We start from the raw sequence: 21,764 nt of genomic DNA, 5'->3' as shown, positions 1-21,764 counted from the left end.
CGCCACTATGGCAGCCGGTCAGCCGAAACGACCGGAGATGTAGTCCTCGGTCGCCTTCTTGCTCGGGTTGTTGAAGATCGTCTGGGTGCTGTCGAACTCGACCAGCTCCCCCGGCTTGCCGGTCGCCTCGAGGTTGAAGAAGCCGGTCCGGTCCGAGACGCGAGCCGCCTGCTGCATGTTGTGCGTGACGATGACGACCGTGTAGTCCTGCTTGAGCTCGTTGATGAGGTCCTCGATGGCCAGCGTCGAGATCGGGTCCAGGGCCGAGCACGGCTCGTCCATGAGGAGCACCTCGGGCTGGATCGCGATCGCGCGGGCGATGCACAGCCGCTGTTGCTGACCACCGGAAAGGCCGGAGCCGGGCTTGTCGAGCCGGTCCTTGACCTCGTTCCACAGGTTGGCGCCGCGAAGCGACCTCTCGGCCAGCTCGTCGGCGGCCTTCCCGGACAGACGCTTGGAGTTCAGCCGCACCCCAGCCAGAACGTTCTCCTTGATGGACATCGTGGGGAAGGGGTTGGGCCGCTGGAAGACCATCCCCACCCGACGGCGCACGTCAACCGGGTCCACTTCCCTGCCGTAGAGGTTCTTTCCGTCCATCTCCACGACACCGTCGACACGGGCCCCGGGGATCACCTCGTGCATCCGGTTCAGGGTGCGGATGAAGGTTGACTTGCCGCAGCCGGACGGGCCGATGAAGGCGGTGACGGCCTTGGGCTCGATGGTCATGCTGACGTCCCTGACGGCGTGGAACTCGCCGTAGTAGATGTCAAGGTTCTTGACGTCGATGCGCTTGGACATAGGTGTTTCTCCCAGGGGGTGTCAGCGGCCGGTCTTCGGCGCGAAGATCTTGGCGATGAGGCGGGCCGCCAGGTTGAGCAGGATGACGATGACCAGGAGCAGCAGGGCCGCTGCCCACGCGCGCTGCAGGCTGGGCTCGGCGTAGGAGCCGGGCGAGAGCGGGTTCTTGAACAGGTCGTAAGCGTAGACGGCCAGGGTGTTCATCCGACCGTCGACCGGGTTCAAGTTAAGGAAGGGCACGGCCCCGATGGTGACCAGCAGGGGCGCCGTCTCACCGATGACGCGGGCGATGGACAGGGTGACGCCCGAGGCCAGGCCGGAGGCCGCGGTGGGCAGGACCACCTTGAGGATGACCCGCCACTTGGGCACACCCAGGGCCAGGGCCGCCTCGCGCAGCTCGTTGGGCACGATGCGCAGCATCTCCTCGCTGTTGCGCACGACCGTGGGGATCATCAGCACGCACAGTGCCACCGATCCGGCGATGCCGATCTTGGCGTCGGCCGGACCGAGGAAGAGGGAGAACAGCGCGAAGGCGAACAGACCGGCGACGATGGAAGGGATGCCGGTCATCACGTCGACCATGAAGCGGATGGCCTGGGCCAGCTTGGAGCCCGCGCCGTACTCGACCAGGTAGATCGAGGTGAGCAGGCCGATGGGGACCGAGATGAGGGTGGCGATCCCGGTGATGATCAGGGTCCCCATGATGGCGTGGTGGACACCACCGAGCAGGGGGGCGCCCTCCTCGAAGAAGGCCCGGTCGTGCCGACCGTCAACCCCACGCATAGTGGACTGCAGGAAGTCCGGGCTGGTGGCCAGACCGATACCGTTGCTGGTCACGGTCCACAGCAGGGAGATCAGCGGCAGGACCGCCAGCAGGAAGGCACCGGTGATCATGCCGGTCATCACCCGGTTGACCGCCTGGCGGTGGCCGGAGACCCTCCGGTAGACGACGTAGAGGGCCACCAGGTAGATCAGGAAGGCGAGGGCGACGGACACCGCGACGTGGAAGCCGACGACCTGCCAGAGCAGCACGGCCACGACGGCGGCCACGACCAGGACAATGCGGCCGGGGGCGTTGGTCGCAGGGTGCACGGGGGCCACCTCGACGCCGGACACCTGGTCCAGCCCGGTGGGCGGCAGCTCCTCGTGGGTCTGCGGCCGCAGATCAGTGCTCATCAGTTGGCTCCAGAGAACTCGGCGGAGCGCTGGACGATCCACCGGGCGACGAGGTTGACGGCGAGGGTGATGACGAACAGGACCAGACCGGCGGCGATGAGTTCGTGCATCCGCAGCCCGCCCTGGGCCTCGGGGAAGTTCAGCGCGATCTCGCCGGGGATGGTGCGGTTGCCGGAGCTGATCAAGGACCAGGTGAACGGCCCGACGGACAGGATCATGGCCACGGCCATCGTCTCACCGAGGGCGCGGCCCAGCCCCAGCATGGTGCCGCCGATGATGCCGGGCTTGCCGAACGGCAGCACGGCGGTGCGGATCATCTCCCACTTGGTCGCGCCGAGGGCCAGGGCGGCTTCCTCGTGCAGCCGCGGCGTCTGCAGGAAGACCTCGCGGGAGACGCTGGTGATGATCGGCAGGATCATCACCGCCAGCACGATGCCCGCGGTCAGCAGGGTGCGCCCGGTGGTCGAGGGATTGCCGCCGAAGAGGGGCAGCCACCCCATGTTCTCGGACAGCCACTCGTAGAAGGGACGCATCTGGGGGGCGAACACCATGTAGCCCCACAGGCCGTAGACGACGCTGGGCACCGCGGCGAGCAGGTCGATGACGAAGCCGATGGTGACTCCCAGCCGCTTCGGGGCATAGTGCGAGACGTAGAGGGCGATGCCGACGGCGACGGGCGTGGCCAGGACCATCGCGATGAGCGAGACCACCACGGTGCCGGCGGCCAGCGGCCAGACGTAGCTGAAGAAGCCGTTGCCACCCGAGATGTCCTCGGGGTCGGCCTCGAAGACCGGAAGGGCGTTGATGATCAAGAAGATCGCGACCCCGGCCAGGATCGTCAGGATCAGGGCGGCCGAGCCGATCGACAGACCGGAGAAGACGAGGTCGCCAGGACGGCGGACGGCCTTGCTCGACGGTGCGGGTGCGGGGCGGGTCTCAGGCGCGTCCTGCGTCGTGTTGCTCATCGGCAACCCTTTCGTTCACCAGGAGGACTGTGGCGAGGATATCCCTCGCCGACGGCCACGACGGTCGTCGTCCAGCCTGGGGCTGGACCACGACCGTCGTGGCGTCAGTGGGGGGTGGGATCAACCGCCGTTGACGGTGTCCAGGGCGCCCAGCACTTGCTCGCGCAGACCGTCGGAGATGGGGGCGGAGCCGGCACCGTCGGCCGCGACGTCCTGGCCCTCCGGGGAGGCCACGTAGGAGATGAAGTCCTTGACCAGGTTGGCCTTGTCGGCGTCCTGGTAGTTCTTGCAGACCACGTGGTAGGAGATCAGCACGATCGGGTAGGCGTCAGCCTCGGTGGTGGCGTAGTCCAGGTCGACCGCGAGGTCGCCCTCGACACCGGTGTCGGCCAGCGGCGAGGCCTCGACAACCCGTGAGGCGGCCTCGGGGGAGAGCTCGACATAGTCATCGCCCACCCCCACGTTGACCAGGGTCATGCCCTCGACGGCCGAGGCGTCGGAGTAGCCGATGGTGCCCGGGGTGCTGGACAGGATGGAGACCACACCGGCGGTCTGGGCGCCGGCCTCACCACCGGCCACCGGCCAGGTCTGGCCCGGCTCGTGCGGCCAGGCGTCACCGGCCGCAGCGGCCAGGTACTTGGTGAAGTTGTCGGTGGTGCCGGAGTCGTCCGAGCGGTTGACCGGAACGATGCGCTCCTCGGGCAGGTCCGCGTCGGGGTTCTGCTCGGCGATCTCCGGGTCGTTCCACTCAGTGATCTCCTGGTTGAAGATCTTGGCGATCGTCTCGGCGTTCAGGTTGAGGGAGTCCACACCCTCCAGGTTGAAGGCCACCGCGATCGGGGAGACGTAGACGGGCAGGTTGATCGCGCCCTCATCCCCGCAGTAGTCCTGGACGGCCTCGCGGCGCTCCTCGTCGAGGTAGGAGTCGGAGCCGGCGAAGTCGACCGCGCCCTGGGCCAGGGAGGTCACACCGGCGCCGGAGCCCACCGAGTCGTAGGTCACCTGGACGTCGGGCTGGACCTCGCCGTAGGCGGAGATCCACGAGGTCATCGCCGCGTTCTGGGCAGAGGCCCCGGCCGCGGCCAGGCTGCCGGACAGCTCGGCACCGGCTGCGTCCGTCCCGCCGGCGTCCTGCGTCTCAGCGCCGCTGTCCTGGGTCTCGGTGTCGGTGTCGGTGTCGGCGCCAGCATCGGTGTCGGCGCCAGCATCGGTGTCGGCGTCAGCGTCGGCGTCGTCCGCCGTGTCGGCGGCGGGGGTCTCCTCCGCAGTGGGGTTGTCGTCGCCACAGGCGGCGAGCGTCAACGACGCGGCCATGGCGATGGCCAGCGTCGGAGCAAAGCGGCGAAGCTTCACGGTGAACCTCTTTCGATGATCTTGGTCAGGGGTCGCACGCCCACCAGGGCCAACCGGCAGGGCTGGGCGTGCTGGCGGCGGTGCCGACGAGAGTGACCGTAGGCAGGTGATGTGTCCCGTAGACGCGGCTCAGGTGAATGAACGGTGAACGAGCAACGAATCTCGGTCTTCCGGCCCACCCTTGTGCATCGCTCACCTCGCGCAGCACGAGCCGCGGCGCATAAAGATGTCCCGTGGAAGCGGCCCACTGTGGCCACTTTCACGGGACACCTTCCCCGCGAGGCGCGCCTCGCGATGACGTGCTCAGCGCAAGACGAGCCCGTCGCCTTCTCCGTCGCGGTCGACCACCACGTGCTGACCGTCGCGGACCTCGCCGGCGAGCAAGGCCCGGGCGAGCCGGTCACCGATCTCGGTCTGTACCAGCCGGCGCAGCGGTCGGGCACCGTAGGCGGGGTCATAACCACGCTCGGCCAGCCACGCTCGGGCCGCGTCGGTGACCTCCAGGCCGATCCTGCGGTCGCTGAGCCTGCGCGCCAACAGCTCGACCTGCAGGCCGACGATAGTGGCCAGCTGCTCCGGGCTCAGCGGGTCGAAGATCACGACCTCGTCCAACCGGTTGAGAAACTCCGGCTTGAACGCCCCGCGCACCGTCGCCATGACCTGTTCCCGCTTGGTCTCCTCGGTGACCATCGGGTCGACGAGGACCTGGCTGCCCAGGTTGGAGGTCATCACCAGCAGCACATTGCGGAAGTCGACCGTGCGGCCCTGCCCGTCGGTGAGTCGACCGTCGTCGAGCACCTGCAGCAGGATGTCGAAGGTCTCGGGGTGAGCCTTCTCCACCTCGTCCAGCAGCACCACCGAGTAGGGCCGGCGGCGCACCGCCTCGGTCAGCTGACCGCCCTCCTCGTAGCCGACATACCCGGGCGGTGAGCCGATGAGGCGAGCGACGGCGTGCCGCTCGGAGTACTCGGACATGTCGATCCGCACGATGGCGCGGTCGTCGTCGAAGAGGAAGTCGGCCAATGCCTTGGCCAGCTCGGTCTTGCCGACGCCGGTCGGGCCCAGGAAGAGGAAGGAACCGGTGGGTCGGTCGGGGTCGGAGATGCCTGCCCGGGCCCGGCGGACGGCGTCGCTGACCGCGCGGACCGCCGGCCCCTGGCCGATCAGGCGCTCCCCGATGACCTCCTCCATCCGCAGCAGCTTGTCGGTCTCTCCCTCCAGCAACCGGCCAGCAGGGATGCCGGTCCACGCGGAGATGACCTCGGCGATGTCGTCGGGGCCAACCTCGTCCTTGACCATCGGGCTGCTGGTGGCCTCGGCGCTCGCGGCCCGCTCCTGCTCGTGGGCGGCGGCCAGCTGCTTCTCGGCGTCGGGGATCTCGCCGTAGAGCAGCCGGGAGGCGGTCTCGTAGTCGCCCTCGCGCTGAGCCTTGTCGGCCTGGGTGCGCAGGTCGTCCAGCCGAGCCTTCAGCTCACCGACCTGGTTCAGGCCAGACTTCTCCGCCTCCCAGCGGCCGGTGAGACCAGCCAGCTCCTCCTGCCGGTCGGCCAGCTCGGCGCGCAGGCGGGCCAGCCGCACCTTCGCGGACTCGTCGCCAGAGTCGCCGCTGGCGGCCTTGGCCAGGTGCAGCTCCTCCATCAACAGGCGGTCGACCTGACGCTGCAGCTGGTCGATCTCCACCGGGCTGGAGTCGATCTCCATCCGCAGCCGGGAGGCCGACTCGTCGACGAGGTCGATCGCCTTGTCGGGCAGGCGCCGGCCGCTGATGTAGCGGTCGGACAGGGCGGCGGCGGCGACCAGCGCAGAGTCGGCGATAGCCACCTTGTGGTGCGCCTCATACCTCTCCTTGAGACCGCGCAGGATCGCGATCGAGTCCTCCACCGAGGGCTCCCCCACAAAGACCTGCTGGAAGCGGCGCTCCAGGGCGGGGTCCTTCTCGATGTTCTCGCGGTACTCATCCAAGGTGGTGGCGCCGACCATCCGCAGCTCGCCGCGGGCCAGCAGCGGCTTGAGCATGTTGCCGGCATCCATCGAGGAGTCGCCGGAGGCACCGGCCCCGACGACGGTGTGCAGCTCATCGATGAAGGTGATGACCCGGCCCTCGCTCGCCTTGATCTCACCGAGCACGGCCTTGAGCCGCTCCTCGAACTCGCCGCGGTACTTCGCGCCCGCCACCATCGCGGACAGGTCCAGGGCGATGAGGGTCTTGTCCTGGAGCGAGGCCGGGACATCCCCGGCGACGATCCGCTGGGCCAGGCCCTCGACGACTGCGGTCTTGCCGACCCCCGGCTCGCCGATGAGCACGGGGTTGTTCTTGGTGCGCCGGGAGAGCACCTGCACCACCCGCCGGATCTCGGAGTCTCGGCCGATCACCGGGTCCAGCCGACCCTCGCGGGCGGCTGCGGTGAGGTCGTGGCCGTACTTGCCGAGGGCGTCAAAGGTCGCCTCGGGGTCGGCCGTGTCGACCTTCTGGCCCCCGCGCAGGGTGGGGATGCGCTGCTCGATCGCGGCGGCGTCAAGCAGCGGGAAGCCGCCGGAGCGAGCCAGCCCCAGCAGCAGGTGGTCGGTGGAGATGAAGCTGTCACCCAGCGCAGACATCGCGTCCTGCGCCTCCTTGATCACGCTGTGCATCGCGCGGGAGAACTGGGGGTTGCCCATCGTCTGGCCTGACGCCCGGGGGATGGCGGCCAGCGCGTTCGCCGCAGCCTGCGCGGCGGAGCGGGCCGAGGCCCCGGTCGCGTCCAGCAGAGGGCCGGTGGTGGTGTCGGGCTGGCCGGCCAGCGCCAGGAGCAGGTGCGCCGGCTCGACCTGCGCGTGGCCGGAGGCTGCGGCGTCGCGGATCGCGGCCTGCAGCGCCTCTTGCGCTTTGGTGGTCAAGTCCATGGGTGTGTCGTTCTCCTTCCGGCGCCGGTCGGCGCCAGCTCACGCAGGTGGTGGTCCCACCTGGTGCAACGCCATCGAAGTTGAGTGCATTCCACTCAACTTTAGCGCGCGGGTCAGAGCGTGAGGAGCAGCAGGGAGAGGACCATGACGACGGCGCCGAGGAACAGGCCGGCCAGGGTCTGGGTGTAGTGGGTCTCGTAGCGGCGGGCCGCTGGCAGCAGCTCCATGAAGCTCACCGCGATCATCATCCCGGCCACCAGGGCCAGGGTGAGACTGAGCCACTCCTCCGGGAGCACGGCCGCCAGGATGAGGTAGCCCAACACCCCGCCGACCGGCTCGGCCAGCCCGGAGACGGTCGCCCAGAGCAGCGCCTGCGCCTTGGAACGGGTGGCGGCGTAGATCGGCGCGGCGACGGCCAGACCCTCAGGAACGTTGTGGATCGCGATCGCGATGGCCAGGGTGATGCCCCCGGCGGGCTCTTTGAGGGTGGAGATGAAGGTGGCCAACCCCTCCGGCAGGTTGTGCAGGGCGACGACCGCGGTCAGGAAGATGCCACTGCGCAGCAGCCGGGCGTCGACCTGTCCGGCCTGGATGCGGTCCAGCTGATCTCCGCCGCCGATCTCGGCGGGGTTGACGTGGTGTGGGATGGCCTTGTCGATGAGCACCACCAGCGCCGCGCCGAGGAGCAGTGCACCCCCGACCCACAGCATCGCCGCGGTCCTGCCGACGATCTCGTCCAGCGAGCTCAGCGCGCTCGGGGCGATCTCCACCACCGAGATCGTGATCATGATCCCGGCGGCGAAGGCCAGGGCGGCGGCGAGGATGTCGCGGCGCAGCACCCGGGGTTGGGTGCCCAGCCAGCCCCCGATCACCGTGGACAGCCCCGCGAGCAGCGTGACCACGAAGGCGAGCAGCACGCCCATACCTCCCTCACGCCCGTGGTCGACTGTGCGACCGATTGTGCACCACGTCGATCCGGGTTCCGTCCCGACGCCCGGGCGATCGACCCGCGCAGCGGCCAGCGGGCCCGCCGGGCCTCTGCCACCCTGGGGGTATGCAGCTCACCTGCCACCTGGGCGACCTCACCGTGCAGGCCGTGGACGCGATCGTCAACGCGGCCAACTCCTCGCTTCTGGGCGGGGGCGGCGTCGACGGCGCGATCCACGCCGCGGCCGGACCGCAGCTGTTGCAGGAGTGCCGCGCGGTCCGGGCCGACCGCTTCCCCGACGGGCTCCCGGTCGGGGAGGCCGTGGCCACCGGCGCGGGGCATCTGCCCGCCCGTTGGGTCATCCACACGGTGGGCCCGAACCGGCACCGCGGCCAGACTGAACCGGGCCTGCTGGCCTCCTGCTTCCGCCGCAGCCTCGAGGTCGCCGAGGAGGTGGGCGCCGAGACGGTGGCCTTCCCGGCGGTGAGCGCCGGGATCTACGGCTGGGACCCCGCGACGGTTGCCGACGTGGCGGTGGCGACCGTGCGGGAGTGGGCCAAGGACAGGCCGGAGGCGGCAGTGAAAGAGGTGCGGTTCGTGCTCTTCAGCCCGCCGATCCTGCGCGACTTCGAGCGCGCCCTGGCGACCGAGGGCTGACGCCCCGCGCGACGCCGTCGGTGCCGACCAGGGCGAGCAGGGTGGGCAGTCAGATCACTCTCCGGCGAGATCCTGCTCGCGCTGCAGCGCCGCCTTGACCGCACCCTCCCCCGCCTTCAGCATCGGCCCGCGCACCCCGAGCTGGCGGCCGACGAGGACGCCATAGGTGAAGTCCGGGTCGCCCGCCTCGCGCGCCGCGAGAGTCAGCCGCCGCAGCCGCTCCTCACCGACCACACTGTCCTGGACCACGCCCAGGGCCTCGGTGGCCTTCTCCCACGCCGCCGCAAGGGCTGCGGCGTCCTGGCCGAAGGACGGCGCCACCGCCTCGTGGGCGTAGCGGGCCGCCTTGGCCCGCTTGCGGATCTCGTGCAGCCGGTGCATCCGGTCGTCCAGATCAAGGCCCGCCGTGTCGCCCGAGGCGGCGGCCTCCTCAGCCTCACGCAGGTCCTGCCACTCTGCTTCGACGCGACCGACGGCCTGGGCGACCAGCGGCAGCAGGATTTTCGCCGCGGGTCGCTCGGCGCGGCCGCGCCACGGCGGGTCTGCCAGGAGGTCGACGAGCTGGTCGACCAGCGCGGCATACCGGGGTCCGTCCAGCACCTCGACCAGGGCGGCGTGCGCCCGGGCGTGCTCCCCGTCCAGCTCCTCTCGCACCCGGTCCGCGACCGGGCCCAGCACCAGGCCGGAGGGTAGCTCGGCGAGGTCGGCCAGGACCGCCGCCCGCATCACCTCGGCGTCCCGCGGGGCGCCCAGCACCTCGGCGTACCACTTGACCTCCTGCCGCAGCGGGTCAGTGACCTCCCGGTCCAGGAGCCGACGAAAGGTGCGCAGGGCGCTGCGGAGCCGGCGGGTGGCGACCCTCGTCTTGTGCACCGAGGCCGGCCCGTCCTCCCGCAGGGTCGCCTCCCGCCCTAGGATCACGGCCACCTGCTCGGCAAGGTGGGCCAGGACCACGTCGGCCGCAGGACCTTCCGCGTCCGGCGGCAGACCCTGCTGGGCCCGTTGCGGCCTGTCGCCCAGCGCGCGGCTCAGTTTGGACGGGAAGTTTGCAGGACGTACGCCCTGGACGGCGAGGTGCTCGGCGATCCTGCCCAGCAGGTCGTCCTGGCTGCCGTGGTCGCCCACCAGCTCCACCTCGAGCTCGCGCCATCGGTGCCCCGCCGGCTCGGCCTGCACCACGTCATCGCAGAGCACCGCGGCGACCCGACCCTCGTCGTCGAGCAGGTCGACCTCGGTGCGATGGGTGCGCAGGATGGCGACCGGGACCAGCCCACGTTCCGCATCGGGCCGGTCGGTCCAGACCTCCCCCAGACGTTCGGCGACGGCCTCGACGTGGCCCGGCGGCACCCGCCAGCGTCCGGGCCCGTCGGTTAGCGGGGCGTGCAGCTCCCAACGGACCGACCCTTCCTCGCCCGACCCTTCCTGGCTCGATCCCTCCTGGGCCGGCAGCTTGAGGTGCCAGCCCTCGTCGCCCCCGCCCTCCCTGCGCCGCAGGGTGATCCGCTGCCTGATCAACAGCAGGTCGGGGGTGTCCAGGTAGACGGCGCGCAGCCGGCGGACGCGGCTGGCCCCAGACCTGAGCAGCCCGTCGAGGTCTGGCAGCGGTGCGTCCGGCTCGAGGTCGAACTTCTGCTCCCGCTCCAGTTGGAGGACGGGGTGGTTATGTGGGTCGGCCATGGACCCATCATGTCCACCTCGAGCAGAACCCACCCGCCGGGACGGACGGGGCAAGGTCGGTGAGCCTGGTCGGTGCGTGGGCCAGGCGGCGGTGTCAGGGGCGGCGGTGTCAGAGGCGGCGGCGGCTGAGCGTCAGCCCTGAGGTGGCCGGGGGTCGCCCGGCTCGTCATACCACCCGCCGTGCTCCTGGGCCAGCTCCACGAACCGCTCGCGCAGGCCCTCGTATGCACCCCCGCCCGCAATGTCCGGTAGCCGGGGGTCGAGCACGTAGACCGCCCACTCAACCTCCAGGTCGTCCTCCCCGTGCTCTTGGTTGCGCGCCGCCTCCCGAACGACCCGCACGTGCTCAAAACCCTCCTCGCGCAGCTCCTCCGCGATCGCCTCGGCGATGTCCCGTTCGGGCAGGATGATGAGGTGCTCGCTGCCCGGGTGCATGGTGCTCACGGTCCGAGGGTATGCCGCGCTACTCCCCGGCCGAAGGTGGGCCGCCCCACGTCCTCTGGCGTGCCGATCAGCCCGTCAGAGCGGCCACCTTGTCACGGGCGAGCGCGCCGACCTCGTGACCGGCCGGCCGGAACCAGCAGCAGGGCCGCGGGCGAGAGTCTCGCCCGCGGCCCATGCGTGGTGGGTAGGTGGTGATGGCCGCGTCAGCTCAGTGCGACAACGCCCAGAGATGCGCCAGGCGCGCGCGCAGCGAGTGCTGCCAGGCGACCGCGACGTGTCGGCCGCGCCGACTGCCGACGGTGTCGCCCCGGCGCTGCCTGAGCGCCGACTGCAGCTCACGCTCGCGGTCGTGAGCGATGCTCTGCGCGATGAGCTGGTCCAGGTGACCGTTCATCAGGATGTCCTCCTCTCCCGCGGTCGGGTGGGAAGTGCGAGCCGACGCCCTGACGGACGTCGCAAGCAGTGAATGGCTGGGTCATGCCGGTGCGCGGACATTCCCCGTCGTGGTGGCAGGCGGCCGCCACGTCCGAGACGGACGTGGCAGAGCCAAACCGTGGTAGAGACCGCCGCTCAGGGGGCTACGCGACGGATGCGTCACACAGCTGAGCTACGCGACGGATGTGGCGTCTCCAGGACGCTTAACGCAGAGCCGGTGCCGCCGGCGGCACGGCCGCTCGCGGTGGACGAGCGGGCTACTGCACTCCGCCGACAGGCACGGACCCCATCACCGTGTTCCTTGTCATGCCGACTACCCTCCCGCAAGGGCGTGCCGGAGCGCAACGGGTTTTACTCCTGGCCGGTCGAGCCCCTCGCCAGCCTTGACGAGCCCGGTCAGCCCTCGTCTGGCTGCACCAGCGGCTCCGGCGCCCGCAGCCACGGCAGCATGGCCAGCAGGCAGACCACCCCGGTCGTCGCGAACGCCGCGCCGAAGCCGAGCGTGTCAGCGACCAGGCCCACCAGGATCGGGCCCACGATGGCCCCCACATCCTGGGCCATCTGGAAGGTCGAGAGCACCCGGCCGCCGCTGCGTTCGTGGCCGATGATGTCGGCGACGGTGGCCTGCTGGGAGGGGTTGACCAGGCCAGCACCCACGCCCGAGACCAGCGACAGAGCCAGCAGCAGAGCCAGACCCGCGGAGGCCGGGACCCCGTCGGAGGTGACGACCCCCATCGAGCCCATCGAGACACCGAGCACCAGGAGGCCGACCAGGATCGGGGGGCGCCGGCCCACCCGGTCGGACAGCCGTCCGGAGAACTGCAGGGTGACCGCGGTCCCCACCGCGCCGACTGCGAGCACCACGCCGGCGACCCAAGGCTCGTCGAGGACCGCCGCCGCCAGCAGCGGCAACAGGGCCATCCGCACCCCGAAGTTGCTCCACCCGTTGGCCACGGCAGAGACGAGCACCGCCCGGTAGGCCTGGTGCTCCCAGGCCTCGCCCAACGTCATCGCCGGCCGGTCCGCGGCATTGGGGGCCGGACGCAGCCGGGCCCCGCCCAGCCCGATGGCCACGACGGCAGCGGCGACCAGCAGAAGGACGGCATACAGGACGAAGGGGGCGCGCATCCCCCACTGGGCGACGAGTCCACCGAGCAACGGGCCGGCCATGCCGCCGATGAGGAAGGCCGAGCCGTACGCCGAGGAGACCCGGCCACGGGCGCTCGGCGGCGCCAGCCGGACCAGCAGGGCCATGGCCGAGATGGTGAACATCGTGGACCCGATGCCGCCGAGCCCGCGGAAGGCAAGCAGCTGCCAGTAGGACTGCGCGAACGCTGCGGCCAGCGAGGACAGGGCGACGACGATCAGCCCGGTGAGGTAGACCGGCCGCTCGCCCAGACGCTCGACCAGGGCGCCTCCGACGGGGGCGAAGACCAGGCGGAAGAAGGCAAAGGCCGAGACGATGACGGAGGCCGCGGTGACCCCGACATCGAAGGACCGGGCGAAGGCCGGGAGCACCGGCGAGACGATGCCAAAGCCGATCGCGATGACGAAGGCGGCCCCGACGAGGATCCAGATCTCGCGCGGGATCGGGATGCGCGTGGCGGCGGTGGTCGCGGTCACGTGGACGTTGCCCGCAGGTGCTCACGCAGGTAGGGCAGGGCGAAGTCGACCAGCCCGTGACCAGCGGGGACGATGAGCTCGCGGTCGATCAGCCGGGTGCGCTGCATGTTCTGGTTGCCCTTGGTCACCCCGAGCCGCTCGGCGATCTGGCCGGTCGAGGACGGTCCGTCGTCCTGCGCCATTGCCTGCAGGTAGGCGCGCTGGCCGGGCGGCACCCCGCGCAGCGCCGGTGCGTGCACCAGCCGGCCCATCCGCTCCACCACCACGGGCAGGGTCCCCCGCACGTCGGCGAGGGTGATCACCTCGTCCCTGCCCGCAGCCCGCCAGGCGTGGTAGCCGACCAGCTGCAGCAGATAGGGGTAGCCGTGGGCGATCCGGACCAGCTCCTGGACCGCCTCCGGGCTGATCACCCGGCCCGCGTCACGCACCGTCGCCACTGCGGCCTCGGCGACCTGGTCATCGGAGAGCGGCTCCAGGTGGATCCGCTCCGCGCGCCGCAAGAAGGTGGTGCCCGGCTGCTCGAGCAGGGCGTCGATGCCGATCGGGAGCCCGGCCGCGGCGAGCGCCACCTCCTCGTCGTCGCGGACCAGGTGCTGGTATGCCGAGGCCAGGCGGGCCAGGTCGTCCGGAGGCGCGGCCTGCACCTCGTCCAGGGTAAGCAGCAAGCCAGCCCCCCGGCGGCCGACGATCCCGGCCAGCCGTGCCAGCATCCGGGTCAGCGACTCGGTGATCGGGAACCGCTCGGTGACCTCGGTGGAGACACTGCCCAGTGGGCTGAGCCCTCCGCCTGTCACCCGGCGCTGCACCGCCTCCGGGTCGTGCTCGGTCAGCAGCGAGGGCAGGACGGTCTCCTCCAGCTCGGTGACCAACCGTGGGCCCTCCGGCAGCCGCAGGACCAGCCACCCGTGGCTACGGGCCCGGTCTTCCAGCTCCCCCAGCACCACCGTCTTGCCGATGCCCCTTGCTCCGCTGACCAGCACCGACCGCATCGGCGAGCCCGGGCCCTCGTCGAGGGCCAGGTCGAAGTCGTCGATCAGCCCGCCGCGGCCGGCCAGGACACGCGGGCTCACCCCGAAGCTGGGGCGAAACGGGTTGCGGGTCGGCACAACCCTCCTCTCGTACTGTTATACCTGTTATACCTTAGGAAGTCGTTATACCTGTTATACCGGCGCAGCTCCCGTGCTGGGTCCCCTCCGAGGTCCCTGGAGGGACACCGCCGACCGCCGAAGGCCGGTGGCCGTCCCGGTTGCACACCAGCACCAGGCGAGCATGGCACCGGCCACCGACACACGCACGAGGCAGTGCCGGCTGGGTCGATCCTGTCTGTTCTGACCCGTGCCCCCGCGGTTGGGGATCCGGCGGCGCACGAGCGCCCTCAGGCGAAGGAGGCGAAGACCGCGGCCACCCAGAGCAGGCCCGGCACGAGGACGGCCCGCTGGGCGGTGCCCGTGGTAGGGGAGTCCTGCTCCCACGCCCGCTGGAAAGCGATCAGCGCCACCATGAGCACGATTAGGACCAGGACAGCACCGACGGTCCACGCAGTCCCGGGCAGCGTGAAGGCAGAGACAACCGCGATGACCGGCAGGGCGAAGAACACCGCCGCCCCGGCCACGTCGTGCACCGCGTGGGCGACGGAGAACTCTGTCGGGTCCCGATCCGGAGTGCCCGGCGGATAGCTACGCATCGGGTCCATGGGGACGACAGAGACGACCAGGCCCAGCCCGAAGATGGTCAGCACCAGGCCCAACATCTGGTGGTCGCCGGAGGTGAGCAGCCGCACGGCGCTGCCAGTGATCGCTGCGCCGCACAGCACGAAGTTGGCGCGCTGCAGCCAACCGCGGGGCCCCAGTGCCAGCGCGCTGACCGTGTGCCGGGTTGGCGAGTAGCCCGGCCGGGTCGCCCCGTCGATGAGGAAGACGAGGACAAAGAGCGCGGCGCCGAGCGCGCCGATCCCGTAGGGCATGGGGTCCTCTTCTCCGGTTGCCGATGTGGTCCACCCCACCAGACCACCGTCCCGGTGCTCGCGGCAGTGCCGGAAGTCAGGCGATGGCCGACCTATGAGGCACGAGTCTGTTGACACGCCGATCCACAGGTCGTGACGGTTCCTCGACGAACGCGGGAGCCGCGGTCGGACCGGCAGACGGGTGTGGCGCCCGGCACCGCGGTCAGACGGGTGCTCCGCCCTCCAGTTGGGCGACCAGGGCCGGCAGGGCGGTCGCCGCGGTGGCCCGCCAGGTCACGTCGGCGGCCTCGCTGACCTCGGTCTCGGCGGGATTGATCTCGACGACCGGCACGCCGCGGGCACCGGCGAGGTGCGGGATCGTGGCGGCCGGGTGCACCAGGCCGGAGGTGCCGACCACCAGCACCAGGTCGGCGGTCTGCGCGGCCTCGACGCCGGCGAAGAACTCCTCCTGCGGCAGCGCCTCGCCGAACCAGACGACGCCCGGCCGCACCAGGCCCTCGCACCGCTCGCACACCGGCGGCTCCAGGTGCCCCACGGGCTCGGGCACCGACGGGTAGTCCGCCTCGCTCGGCCGTCCGCAGCTGCTGCAGCGCAGCGCGAACAGGCTGCCGTGCACGTGGGCGAGCATTTCGCTCCCGGCCCGCTCGTGCAGGTCGTCGACGTTCTGCGTCACGACAGAAAGGGAGACATCGGGACGCTGCTGCCAGTCGGTGAGGGCCCGGTGCCCGGCGTTGGGCTCGGAACGGCGGACCAGGTCGGCCCGCCAGGCGTACCACGCCCACACGTGCCCGGGGTCTTCCGCCCATGCCTCAGCGGTGGCCAGCTCCATCGGGTCGTGGGCCTCCCAGAGACCGACCTGGACGTCTCGGAACGTGGGCAGCCCCGACTCGGCTGACATCCCGGCGCCGGTCAGCACACACACCCGGCGGGCATCCCGGGCCAGGTCGAGGACGCGGGGCGGCACCGCGAGGTCGTCAGTCATCCGGGCTCCTTGTCGGTCTGTCGTGCAGCGCGGCAGGTCGTGCAGCGCGGGCGGGCGAGGGGGCTGATACGAGCACGATCGTCGGACCGCGCTAGCAGCCCTCCGACCCTAACGCGCACGGGCCGATGTCCTGCCCCACCCCAGGGCTGGCTACGGTGCGGGCTGTCCCGACGCCGCGCCGCCACGTGCCGCGCTCGCCCGGGGCTCCGACACGTCGCCGACCGGTCCCACAACCCCCTCGGTCACCGCGGCCCCCGCTCCCGCGGAACCCACTCCCGAGACCTCCTCCCCCGAGCCGGTCCAGCCCACGGACGAACCCTCAGACACGGACCCGGGGCCCGGGAGTCCGGCCGAACCAGACCCGGGCGAGAACCCCGGCGAGGACCCTGGTGAGGACCCCGGTGCGAGCGGCTCTCCGGGCGGCGACCCGACTACTGACCCGCCGGCCGACGGCCTGGCCGTCCCCGAGGGTTCTGGGTGCACCCCCGGGGAAGGGCCGCTGCCGGGCGGGCAGTGGTACGGCGAGGTGAAGGGCGCCGACGCGGCCGGCGTGCAGTTCGACCTCATGTGCTTCTTCCTGGGCGAGGAGGCGGACAAGGCCGCACTGGAGGACGGCGAGGCGATGGTCCCCGTACCTAACGGCTACTACGTGCGCAACGACGACCCGGCGATGCGGACCTTCGATGTCGCCGGTGGCACCCAGGTGCTGCACTACCCCACGGGCGACCCCGGGACGGCGCGGGTGCTCGACTACGCCGAGTGGGCCGGGCTGGTCGCGGACGGCCAGGTCCTCCTGCTCGGGGTCTGGCTGACCGTCGACGACGGCGCGGTCGTGGCGGTCGAGGAGCAGTGGACGCCCTGACTTCGCCGGCGACGCCCCCACCGCCGGACGATGCCACGTCATACCCTGAGTCGATGACCGACCTGAAGCCCACCGTGAGCGGCACGGCGCTGCTCTTCGAGGGCGGGGGGATGCGGGCGTCCTACACCTCGGGGATGGCGGTGGCGCTGCTGGAGGCCGGGTTGCACCTGCCCTGGGTGGGCGGGATCTCGGCGGGCTCGAGCAACACCGCCAACTACGTCTCCCGCGACCCTTGGCGGGCCCGGCACAGCTTCACCGACTTCGCTGCCGACCCGCGCTTCGGCGACTGGCGGACGTTCGTCCGGGGAGAAGGGCTCTTCAACGCGCGCTACATCTACGAGGAGACCTCGCTGCCTGGTCAGGCACTGCCCTTCGACTGGGAGACCTTTACTGGCTCCGGCGCGGCCGTGCGGATCGGCGCCTTCAACGCCACCCGGGGGGAGCAGGTGCACTGGGGCCGGGAGGACCTGCGCACCCTGCGCGACCTCATGGTCCGGGTCCGGGCCTCCTCGACGATGCCGATGGTCATGCCGCCGGTGACGATCGACGGTGAGGTCTTCGTGGACGGGGCCCTCGGCCCGGCAGGCGGCATCCCCCTGGACGCGGCCCGGGCGGACGGCTACGAGAGGTTCTTCGTGGTGCTCACCCAGGAGCGCGGTTACGTCAAACCCGCCCGGCAACGGGGTGACGCCCTCGTCCGGCGCTGGTTCCGCACGATGCCAGCGGTCGCAGAGGCACTGCGGGCACGCCCGGCCCGCTACAACTCCACCCGCGAGGAGCTGTGGGAGCTCGAGCGGGACGGGAAGGCCTACCTCTTCGTGCCCCAACGCATGCCCGTCGGCAACGGCGAGCGCTCCGTGGCCGCGCTTCGGACCAGCCACGAGGCCGGCCTGGCCCAGGCCCGGCAGGAGATCCCGGCGATCCGGGAGTTCCTGCAGGGCTGACCCGGCCGGGACCGCCCCACCCCCGCCGGTCCAGACCTGAGCTACTCCAGCTCCTCCGCGTCGTGCACCAGCAGCGCCACCTGCACCCGGTTGGCCAGCCCCAGCTTGGCCAGGATGCTGGAGACGTGTGCCTTGACCGTCGGCACCCCCATGTAGAGGTCGCGGGCGATCTGGGCGTTGGCCCCGCCGCGGGCCACGGCCCGGGCGACCTCGAGCTCGCGCTCGGTGAGCCGGGCCAGCCTGTCCCGGGCCAGCTGGGCCCGGCGGTCGCGGGCCGACCCGGCGAGCTGGCCCGCCCGTTGCTCGGAGGCCACATGCCGCACCAGCAGGGCCGCCACGGACGGGGATAGGGCGTGGTCCCCGCCGGCCACCTCGTGCACCGCCGCGACGAGCCGGTCCGGCGGGGTGTCCTTGAGGACGAACCCACGGGCGCCGGCGCGCAGAGCCTCCATGACGTAGTCGTCGACGTCGAACGTCGTCAGGATGAGCACCTTGGCCTCTGGGTGGGCCGCGAGCAGGTCCCGTGTCGCGGTGAGCCCGTCCGTGCGCGCCATCCGGATGTCCATGAGGACCACGTCGGGCCGGTGGACCTCGACCAGCCCGAGGACCTGCTCACCGTCCTCGCCCTCGCCGACCACGTCGACCCCGTCGGGGCCCCCGAGCATCATCCGCAGCCCGGCCCGGACCAGCGGATCGTCGTCGACCAGCACCACGCGTGGCCGTGCGCCGCCCGTCATCCTGCCGTCATCCTGTCCTCTTTCCGCTGCCCGACCAGGGCAGCCAGGCCCGCACCACGAAGTCGCTGATCTCGACACCGGCCGAGAAGCGTCCGCCCGCGAGCTCCACCCGCTCGGCCATCCCGGTCAGGCCGCGGCCGCCGGACGGCAGCGTACCCTCCGCCGTGGGCGGCGTCGGGTTGCTCACCTCGATCGTCAGGCCGTCACCGACACGCCCGTCGATACGCACGGTCACCGTCCTACCCGGAGCGTGCCTTCGGGCGTTGGTCAGCGCCTCCTGCACGACGCGGTAGGCGTGCCGGCCGGTGCTGGCCGGGAGCGAGACCGACCGGGGCCACAGGTCCTCGTCCGCGCGGAGCCGCACCTCCTGACCGCTGCTGGTCACCTCCGCCACCAGCGCGGGTATGCCGCTCAGCCCCGGTTGCGGTGCCTCGACCGGGCGCGCCTGCTCGGGCTCCCTCGCGTCGTCCCGCAGCACACCCAGCACCTCGCGCAGCTCCTCCAGCGCCTGGTGCGCTCCGGCCCGGACGACCTCGGCGGCCTCGGTGCGCTCCTGCTGGGACAGGTCGGGACGGTGGGCCAGGACGCCGGCGTGCACGGCCACCAGCGAGAGCCGGTGGGCGAGCACGTCGTGCATCTCGCGGGCGATCCGCGCCCGCTCGGCCAGCTGGGCCTGGGCCACCCGCGCCGCCTGCTCACTCCCCGCCGTCTCGGCCTGCCTGCGCCAGCTGTCGAGCAGCTCGCGGCGGGAGCCGGCGTTCCACCCGATGAGCACCGCCACGCCGTAGATCAGGACGATGAAGGCGACGTAGACGAGACTGTCGAGCAGCCAGCCCTGGCCGGTGAGGCTCGTCCGCAACTGTGGCGGGACGGTCCACGGGGCGATGGTCTCCTCGTGGGCGATCCCGGCCAGGACGTGCACCACCCCGATCCAGATGGTCGGCAGCGGGCGTCGCTGGGTGGCTAGCGAAGCGGCGGCCAGGAAGGCGGCCGGGGCCCCAAAGGCCGAGAAGCCCGAGAGTGCCCCGGTGATCAGGGCGATCGCCACGGGTGCCCTGCGCCGGTAGGCCGCCACCCCCAAGATGACATGGCCGAGCACGAGGTCAAGCAGCAGCAGGGCGAGAGCCGGGCCTACGGCGACGTCGAGCTCATCGGTCTCGGCGGGAAGCACCAGCGGGGCGATGTAGACGAGGTAGACCCCCATCCCCAGCAGCCAGGCCACGAACAGCCGCCAGGCGTTCTTCCACAGCGGGAGCCGTTCGAAGGAGGCAGGGGCCGGCGTCGCGTCAGGAGCCCCCGGCAGGGGGGAGCTGGCGGACGCGGGCGGCATACCCCGATGCTAGGTCGCGCCCGCACCCCCACCCACCGCCCTTCGGCGGCGCCGCCCCCTACTTCGGTATGCACTCGCGGCCTCAATTGCCGACCAAGGTGACCGTGGCGCCGACCCCTGACCGATGTGGAGGACCCCCGGCAGCGGGCAGGCTGGGTCCATGATCCAGATCGAGAACCTCACCAAGCGCTACGGCTCGTTTACCGCCGTGAACGACATCAGCTTCACCGCCCGCTCCGGCCGGGTCACGGGCTTCCTCGGGCCCAACGGCGCGGGCAAGTCCACCGCGATGCGGATGATGGTCGGCCTGACCACCCCCACCTCCGGCACCGCCCGGGTCTTGGGCCGCGACTACCGCTCGCTACCCACCCCCACCCGCCACGTCGGTGTCATGCTCGACGCGACCGCCCAGCACCCTGGCCGCTCCGGCCGCGAGACGCTCGCGCTGGCATCCGCGATGGCGGGGATGCCGCGCGGCAGCGTGGAAGCCGCGCTGGAGCGGGTCGGTCTCACGCCCCGCGAGGCGGACCGCCGGGTGGGCAACTACTCCCTGGGTATGCGGCAGCGCCTCGGCCTGGCCGGCGCCCTCGTCGGTGACCCGCAGGTGCTCATCCTCGACGAGCCGGCCAATGGCCTGGACCCGGCCGGCATCCGCTGGATGCGTGGGCTGCTGCGCGACTACGCCGCCGACGGCGGCACGGTCCTGCTCAGCTCACACCTGCTGCACGAGGTCGAGCAGATCGCCCAGGACCTGGTGATGATCGGCCGGGGCCGGATCGTCGCCCAGGGCACGAAGGAGGAGCTGTTGCGCGGGGGCGGCACCATCGTCGGCTCGCCCGACCGCGTCCGCCTCACGGAGGCGCTGCAGCGCGCCGAGCACCAGGTCACCGCCCGTCCGCAGGGCGACCTGGTCACCTCGGCGACCGCGGAGGAGGTCGCCCGGCTTGCGCTGGCCGAGCAGGTGCTGGTCACCGAGCTGCGCAGCGCCTCCGATGGCGGGCTGGAGGACATCTTCCTGCAGCTGACCGCCGACGACGCGCGCGAGGGCGTCACCGAGGGGGCGGCGGCGTGAGTCTTCCCCGCCCGAGCCCGACGAATACCCACACCGCCACGACCGACCAGGAGAAGCCGATGGCCACCACCGACACCCACCCCGGATCCTCTGCTCCCACGACGACCGCGACAGCGACCACGCGGGGGAGGACGGGGCATACCCGCAGCTCACGGCGGTCAAGAGAGTGGGGTTCACCACTCTGCTGACGGTCGAGCTGCGCAAGCTGGTCGACACCCGCGCAGGGCGCTGGCTGCTGCTCTCCATTCTGATCATCACCGCCCTGGTGATGGGCATCACGCTGTGGAGCAACCGCAATAGCGGCACCGGGCTGGTCCCGCTGCTCGCCGCCGCCAACATTCCCCAGGCCATCCTGATCCCGATCCTGGGCATCATGACCGCGGCTAACGAGTGGGGCCAGCGGACGGCGCTCATCACCTTCACCCAGGAGCCCAGGCGGATGCGGGTCATGCTGGCCAAGACGGTCGCGGCTGTCGTGCTCGGACTGCTCGTGCTGGCGTTGTCGATCGGGCTGGCCATGGCCGCGCACGCCGTCTCGATGCTGGCCGTCGACGGCGGCGAGATCGACCTCGCGATGGGCTGGACCCTGCTCGGCCACCTGGTCGTCATGCAGGTCCTCGGCGTGCTCATGGGCGTCGCCTTCGGCGCGCTGCTGCTCAACGTGCCGCTGGGCATCGTCGCCTACGTGCTGGTGCCGGCCCTGTCGCCCCTCGTCTTCATGGCCACCGCGTGGCTGCGGGAGAACGCCGCCTGGTTCGACCTGAGCATGGCCCAGGGCGGCCTGCTGGGCGACGAGGCGCTGACCGGTGAGCAGTGGGCGCAGATCGGCACCTCGTCCGCCCTGTGGATCTTGCTCCCGCTGGCTGTCGGCTGCTGGCGGGTGGCTCGCAAGGAGGCCAAGTAACCCCCGGTCGAACGTGAGCTCGGCCCACGGT

20 protein-coding genes are annotated in these 21,764 nt (G+C 71.3%); 5 read left to right on the top strand and 15 right to left on the bottom strand.

Translation table 11 applies throughout. The features are described 5' to 3' along the window. Positions 1-18 precede the first annotated feature (18 nt). The 6 genes from pstB to zupT form a co-directional block, all read right to left on the bottom strand. A complete protein-coding gene (pstB, locus tag FY030_RS01300) occupies positions 19-798 on the bottom strand; it encodes a phosphate ABC transporter ATP-binding protein PstB (RefSeq protein WP_158059939.1) in 780 nt (259 codons plus the stop codon). 21 nt (positions 799-819) lie between these two features. Continuing rightward, positions 820-1,974 (bottom strand): phosphate ABC transporter permease PstA, encoded by a 1,155-nt coding sequence (gene pstA / locus FY030_RS01295; protein WP_158059938.1) that lies wholly within the window; start codon positions 1,972-1,974, stop codon positions 820-822. Then, the gene (gene pstC, locus FY030_RS01290) at positions 1,974-2,939 is read right to left on the bottom strand and encodes a phosphate ABC transporter permease subunit PstC (RefSeq protein ID WP_158059937.1); all 966 of its coding nucleotides are present in this window, start codon (positions 2,937-2,939) and stop codon (positions 1,974-1,976) included. The genes pstA and pstC overlap by 1 nt, the downstream gene beginning before the upstream one ends. 120 nt (positions 2,940-3,059) lie before the next feature. Next, positions 3,060-4,292 (bottom strand): phosphate ABC transporter substrate-binding protein PstS, encoded by a 1,233-nt coding sequence (gene pstS, locus FY030_RS01285; protein WP_158059936.1) that lies wholly within the window; start codon positions 4,290-4,292, stop codon positions 3,060-3,062. A 303-nt stretch (positions 4,293-4,595) separates the two neighbouring features. Next, positions 4,596-7,175, bottom strand: coding sequence for an ATP-dependent Clp protease ATP-binding subunit (locus FY030_RS01280; RefSeq protein ID WP_158059935.1), 2,580 nt, complete (start codon positions 7,173-7,175; stop codon positions 4,596-4,598). Between the two features lie 113 nt (positions 7,176-7,288). Next, a complete protein-coding gene (gene zupT, locus FY030_RS01275; RefSeq protein ID WP_158059934.1) occupies positions 7,289-8,098 on the bottom strand; it encodes a zinc transporter ZupT in 810 nt (269 codons plus the stop codon). 131 nt (positions 8,099-8,229) lie between these two features. Between zupT and FY030_RS01270 the strand changes: the two genes are divergently transcribed. Then, positions 8,230-8,760 (top strand): O-acetyl-ADP-ribose deacetylase, encoded by a 531-nt coding sequence (locus FY030_RS01270; protein ID WP_158059933.1) that lies wholly within the window; start codon positions 8,230-8,232, stop codon positions 8,758-8,760. 54 nt (positions 8,761-8,814) lie between these two features. On the opposite strand, the gene FY030_RS01265 is transcribed toward FY030_RS01270, so the two are convergent. From FY030_RS01265 to FY030_RS01235, 7 genes are all read right to left on the bottom strand, one after another. Then, complete coding sequence (locus tag FY030_RS01265) at positions 8,815-10,437, bottom strand: CYTH and CHAD domain-containing protein (protein WP_158059932.1); 1,623 nt, start codon at positions 10,435-10,437, stop codon at positions 8,815-8,817. Positions 10,438-10,569: 132 nt separating this feature from the next. After that, positions 10,570-10,872: a ribonuclease E inhibitor RraB gene (locus FY030_RS01260; RefSeq protein ID WP_158062567.1), complete on the bottom strand. Its 303-nt coding sequence runs from the start codon at positions 10,870-10,872 to the stop codon at positions 10,570-10,572. Between the two features lie 217 nt (positions 10,873-11,089). Then, positions 11,090-11,275, bottom strand: coding sequence for a hypothetical protein (locus FY030_RS01255; protein WP_158059931.1), 186 nt, complete (start codon positions 11,273-11,275; stop codon positions 11,090-11,092). A gap of 437 nt (positions 11,276-11,712) precedes the next feature. Then, entirely contained in the window at positions 11,713-12,939 is a 1,227-nt protein-coding gene (locus FY030_RS01250; protein WP_158059930.1) for an MFS transporter, read from the bottom strand. After that, positions 12,936-14,045, bottom strand: coding sequence for an ATP-binding protein (locus tag FY030_RS01245; protein WP_158059929.1), 1,110 nt, complete (start codon positions 14,043-14,045; stop codon positions 12,936-12,938). Before FY030_RS01245 ends, FY030_RS01250 begins: the two co-directional genes overlap by 4 nt. A gap of 269 nt (positions 14,046-14,314) precedes the next feature. Further along, complete coding sequence (locus FY030_RS01240; RefSeq protein WP_202879739.1) at positions 14,315-14,941, bottom strand: DUF998 domain-containing protein; 627 nt, start codon at positions 14,939-14,941, stop codon at positions 14,315-14,317. A gap of 163 nt (positions 14,942-15,104) precedes the next feature. Beyond that, a complete protein-coding gene (locus FY030_RS01235; protein WP_158059928.1) occupies positions 15,105-15,884 on the bottom strand; it encodes an SIR2 family NAD-dependent protein deacylase in 780 nt (259 codons plus the stop codon). Positions 15,885-16,410: 526 nt separating this feature from the next. On the opposite strand from FY030_RS01235, the gene FY030_RS01230 reads away from it, so the two are divergent. Together FY030_RS01230 and FY030_RS01225 are read left to right on the top strand one after the other, a co-directional pair. Further along, positions 16,411-16,746, top strand: coding sequence for a hypothetical protein (locus FY030_RS01230; protein ID WP_158059927.1), 336 nt, complete (start codon positions 16,411-16,413; stop codon positions 16,744-16,746). Positions 16,747-16,799: 53 nt separating this feature from the next. After that, on the top strand, positions 16,800-17,690 hold the full coding sequence (locus FY030_RS01225) for a patatin-like phospholipase family protein (protein WP_158059926.1): 891 nt from the start codon (positions 16,800-16,802) through the stop codon (positions 17,688-17,690). A 41-nt stretch (positions 17,691-17,731) separates the two neighbouring features. On the opposite strand, the gene FY030_RS01220 is transcribed toward FY030_RS01225, so the two are convergent. Next, positions 17,732-18,427, bottom strand: a complete 696-nt coding sequence (locus FY030_RS01220) for a response regulator transcription factor (RefSeq protein WP_158059925.1) — start codon at positions 18,425-18,427, stop codon at positions 17,732-17,734. Positions 18,428-18,434: 7 nt separating this feature from the next. Further along, positions 18,435-19,757, bottom strand: a complete 1,323-nt coding sequence (locus tag FY030_RS01215) for a sensor histidine kinase (RefSeq protein ID WP_158059924.1) — start codon at positions 19,755-19,757, stop codon at positions 18,435-18,437. 160 nt (positions 19,758-19,917) lie between these two features. On the opposite strand from FY030_RS01215, the gene FY030_RS01210 reads away from it, so the two are divergent. Both FY030_RS01210 and FY030_RS01205 read left to right on the top strand, forming a co-directional pair. Then, complete coding sequence (locus FY030_RS01210; RefSeq protein ID WP_158059923.1) at positions 19,918-20,829, top strand: ABC transporter ATP-binding protein; 912 nt, start codon at positions 19,918-19,920, stop codon at positions 20,827-20,829. 166 nt (positions 20,830-20,995) lie between these two features. Beyond that, positions 20,996-21,733, top strand: a complete 738-nt coding sequence (locus tag FY030_RS01205) for an ABC transporter permease (protein ID WP_158059922.1) — start codon at positions 20,996-20,998, stop codon at positions 21,731-21,733. The last annotated feature ends 31 nt before the right edge of the window (positions 21,734-21,764 follow it).

The organism is Ornithinimicrobium pratense (genome assembly GCF_008843165.1).
GTDB lineage: Bacteria > Actinomycetota > Actinomycetes > Actinomycetales > Dermatophilaceae > Ornithinicoccus > Ornithinicoccus pratensis.
This window is presented reverse-complemented; position numbering and strand designations above follow the sequence as displayed.

What these genes read in the sequence shown, in the direction of transcription:
- pstB (WP_158059939.1), bottom strand. Translation starts at nt 798, where the DNA reads ATGTCCAAGCGCATCGACGTCAAGAACCTTGACATCTACTACGGCGAG.
- pstA (WP_158059938.1), bottom strand. Translation starts at nt 1,974, where the DNA reads ATGAGCACTGATCTGCGGCCGCAGACCCACGAGGAGCTGCCGCCCACC.
- pstC (WP_158059937.1), bottom strand. Translation starts at nt 2,939, where the DNA reads ATGAGCAACACGACGCAGGACGCGCCTGAGACCCGCCCCGCACCCGCA.
- FY030_RS01280 (WP_158059935.1), bottom strand. Translation starts at nt 7,175, where the DNA reads ATGGACTTGACCACCAAAGCGCAAGAGGCGCTGCAGGCCGCGATCCGC.
- zupT (WP_158059934.1), bottom strand. Translation starts at nt 8,098, where the DNA reads ATGGGCGTGCTGCTCGCCTTCGTGGTCACGCTGCTCGCGGGGCTGTCC.
- FY030_RS01270 (WP_158059933.1), top strand. Translation starts at nt 8,230, where the DNA reads ATGCAGCTCACCTGCCACCTGGGCGACCTCACCGTGCAGGCCGTGGAC.
- FY030_RS01265 (WP_158059932.1), bottom strand. Translation starts at nt 10,437, where the DNA reads ATGGCCGACCCACATAACCACCCCGTCCTCCAACTGGAGCGGGAGCAG.
- FY030_RS01260 (WP_158062567.1), bottom strand. Translation starts at nt 10,872, where the DNA reads ATGCACCCGGGCAGCGAGCACCTCATCATCCTGCCCGAACGGGACATC.
- FY030_RS01255 (WP_158059931.1), bottom strand. Translation starts at nt 11,275, where the DNA reads ATGAACGGTCACCTGGACCAGCTCATCGCGCAGAGCATCGCTCACGAC.
- FY030_RS01235 (WP_158059928.1), bottom strand. Translation starts at nt 15,884, where the DNA reads ATGACTGACGACCTCGCGGTGCCGCCCCGCGTCCTCGACCTGGCCCGG.
- FY030_RS01225 (WP_158059926.1), top strand. Translation starts at nt 16,800, where the DNA reads ATGACCGACCTGAAGCCCACCGTGAGCGGCACGGCGCTGCTCTTCGAG.
- FY030_RS01220 (WP_158059925.1), bottom strand. Translation starts at nt 18,427, where the DNA reads ATGACGGGCGGCGCACGGCCACGCGTGGTGCTGGTCGACGACGATCCG.
- FY030_RS01215 (WP_158059924.1), bottom strand. Translation starts at nt 19,757, where the DNA reads ATGCCGCCCGCGTCCGCCAGCTCCCCCCTGCCGGGGGCTCCTGACGCG.
- FY030_RS01210 (WP_158059923.1), top strand. Translation starts at nt 19,918, where the DNA reads ATGATCCAGATCGAGAACCTCACCAAGCGCTACGGCTCGTTTACCGCC.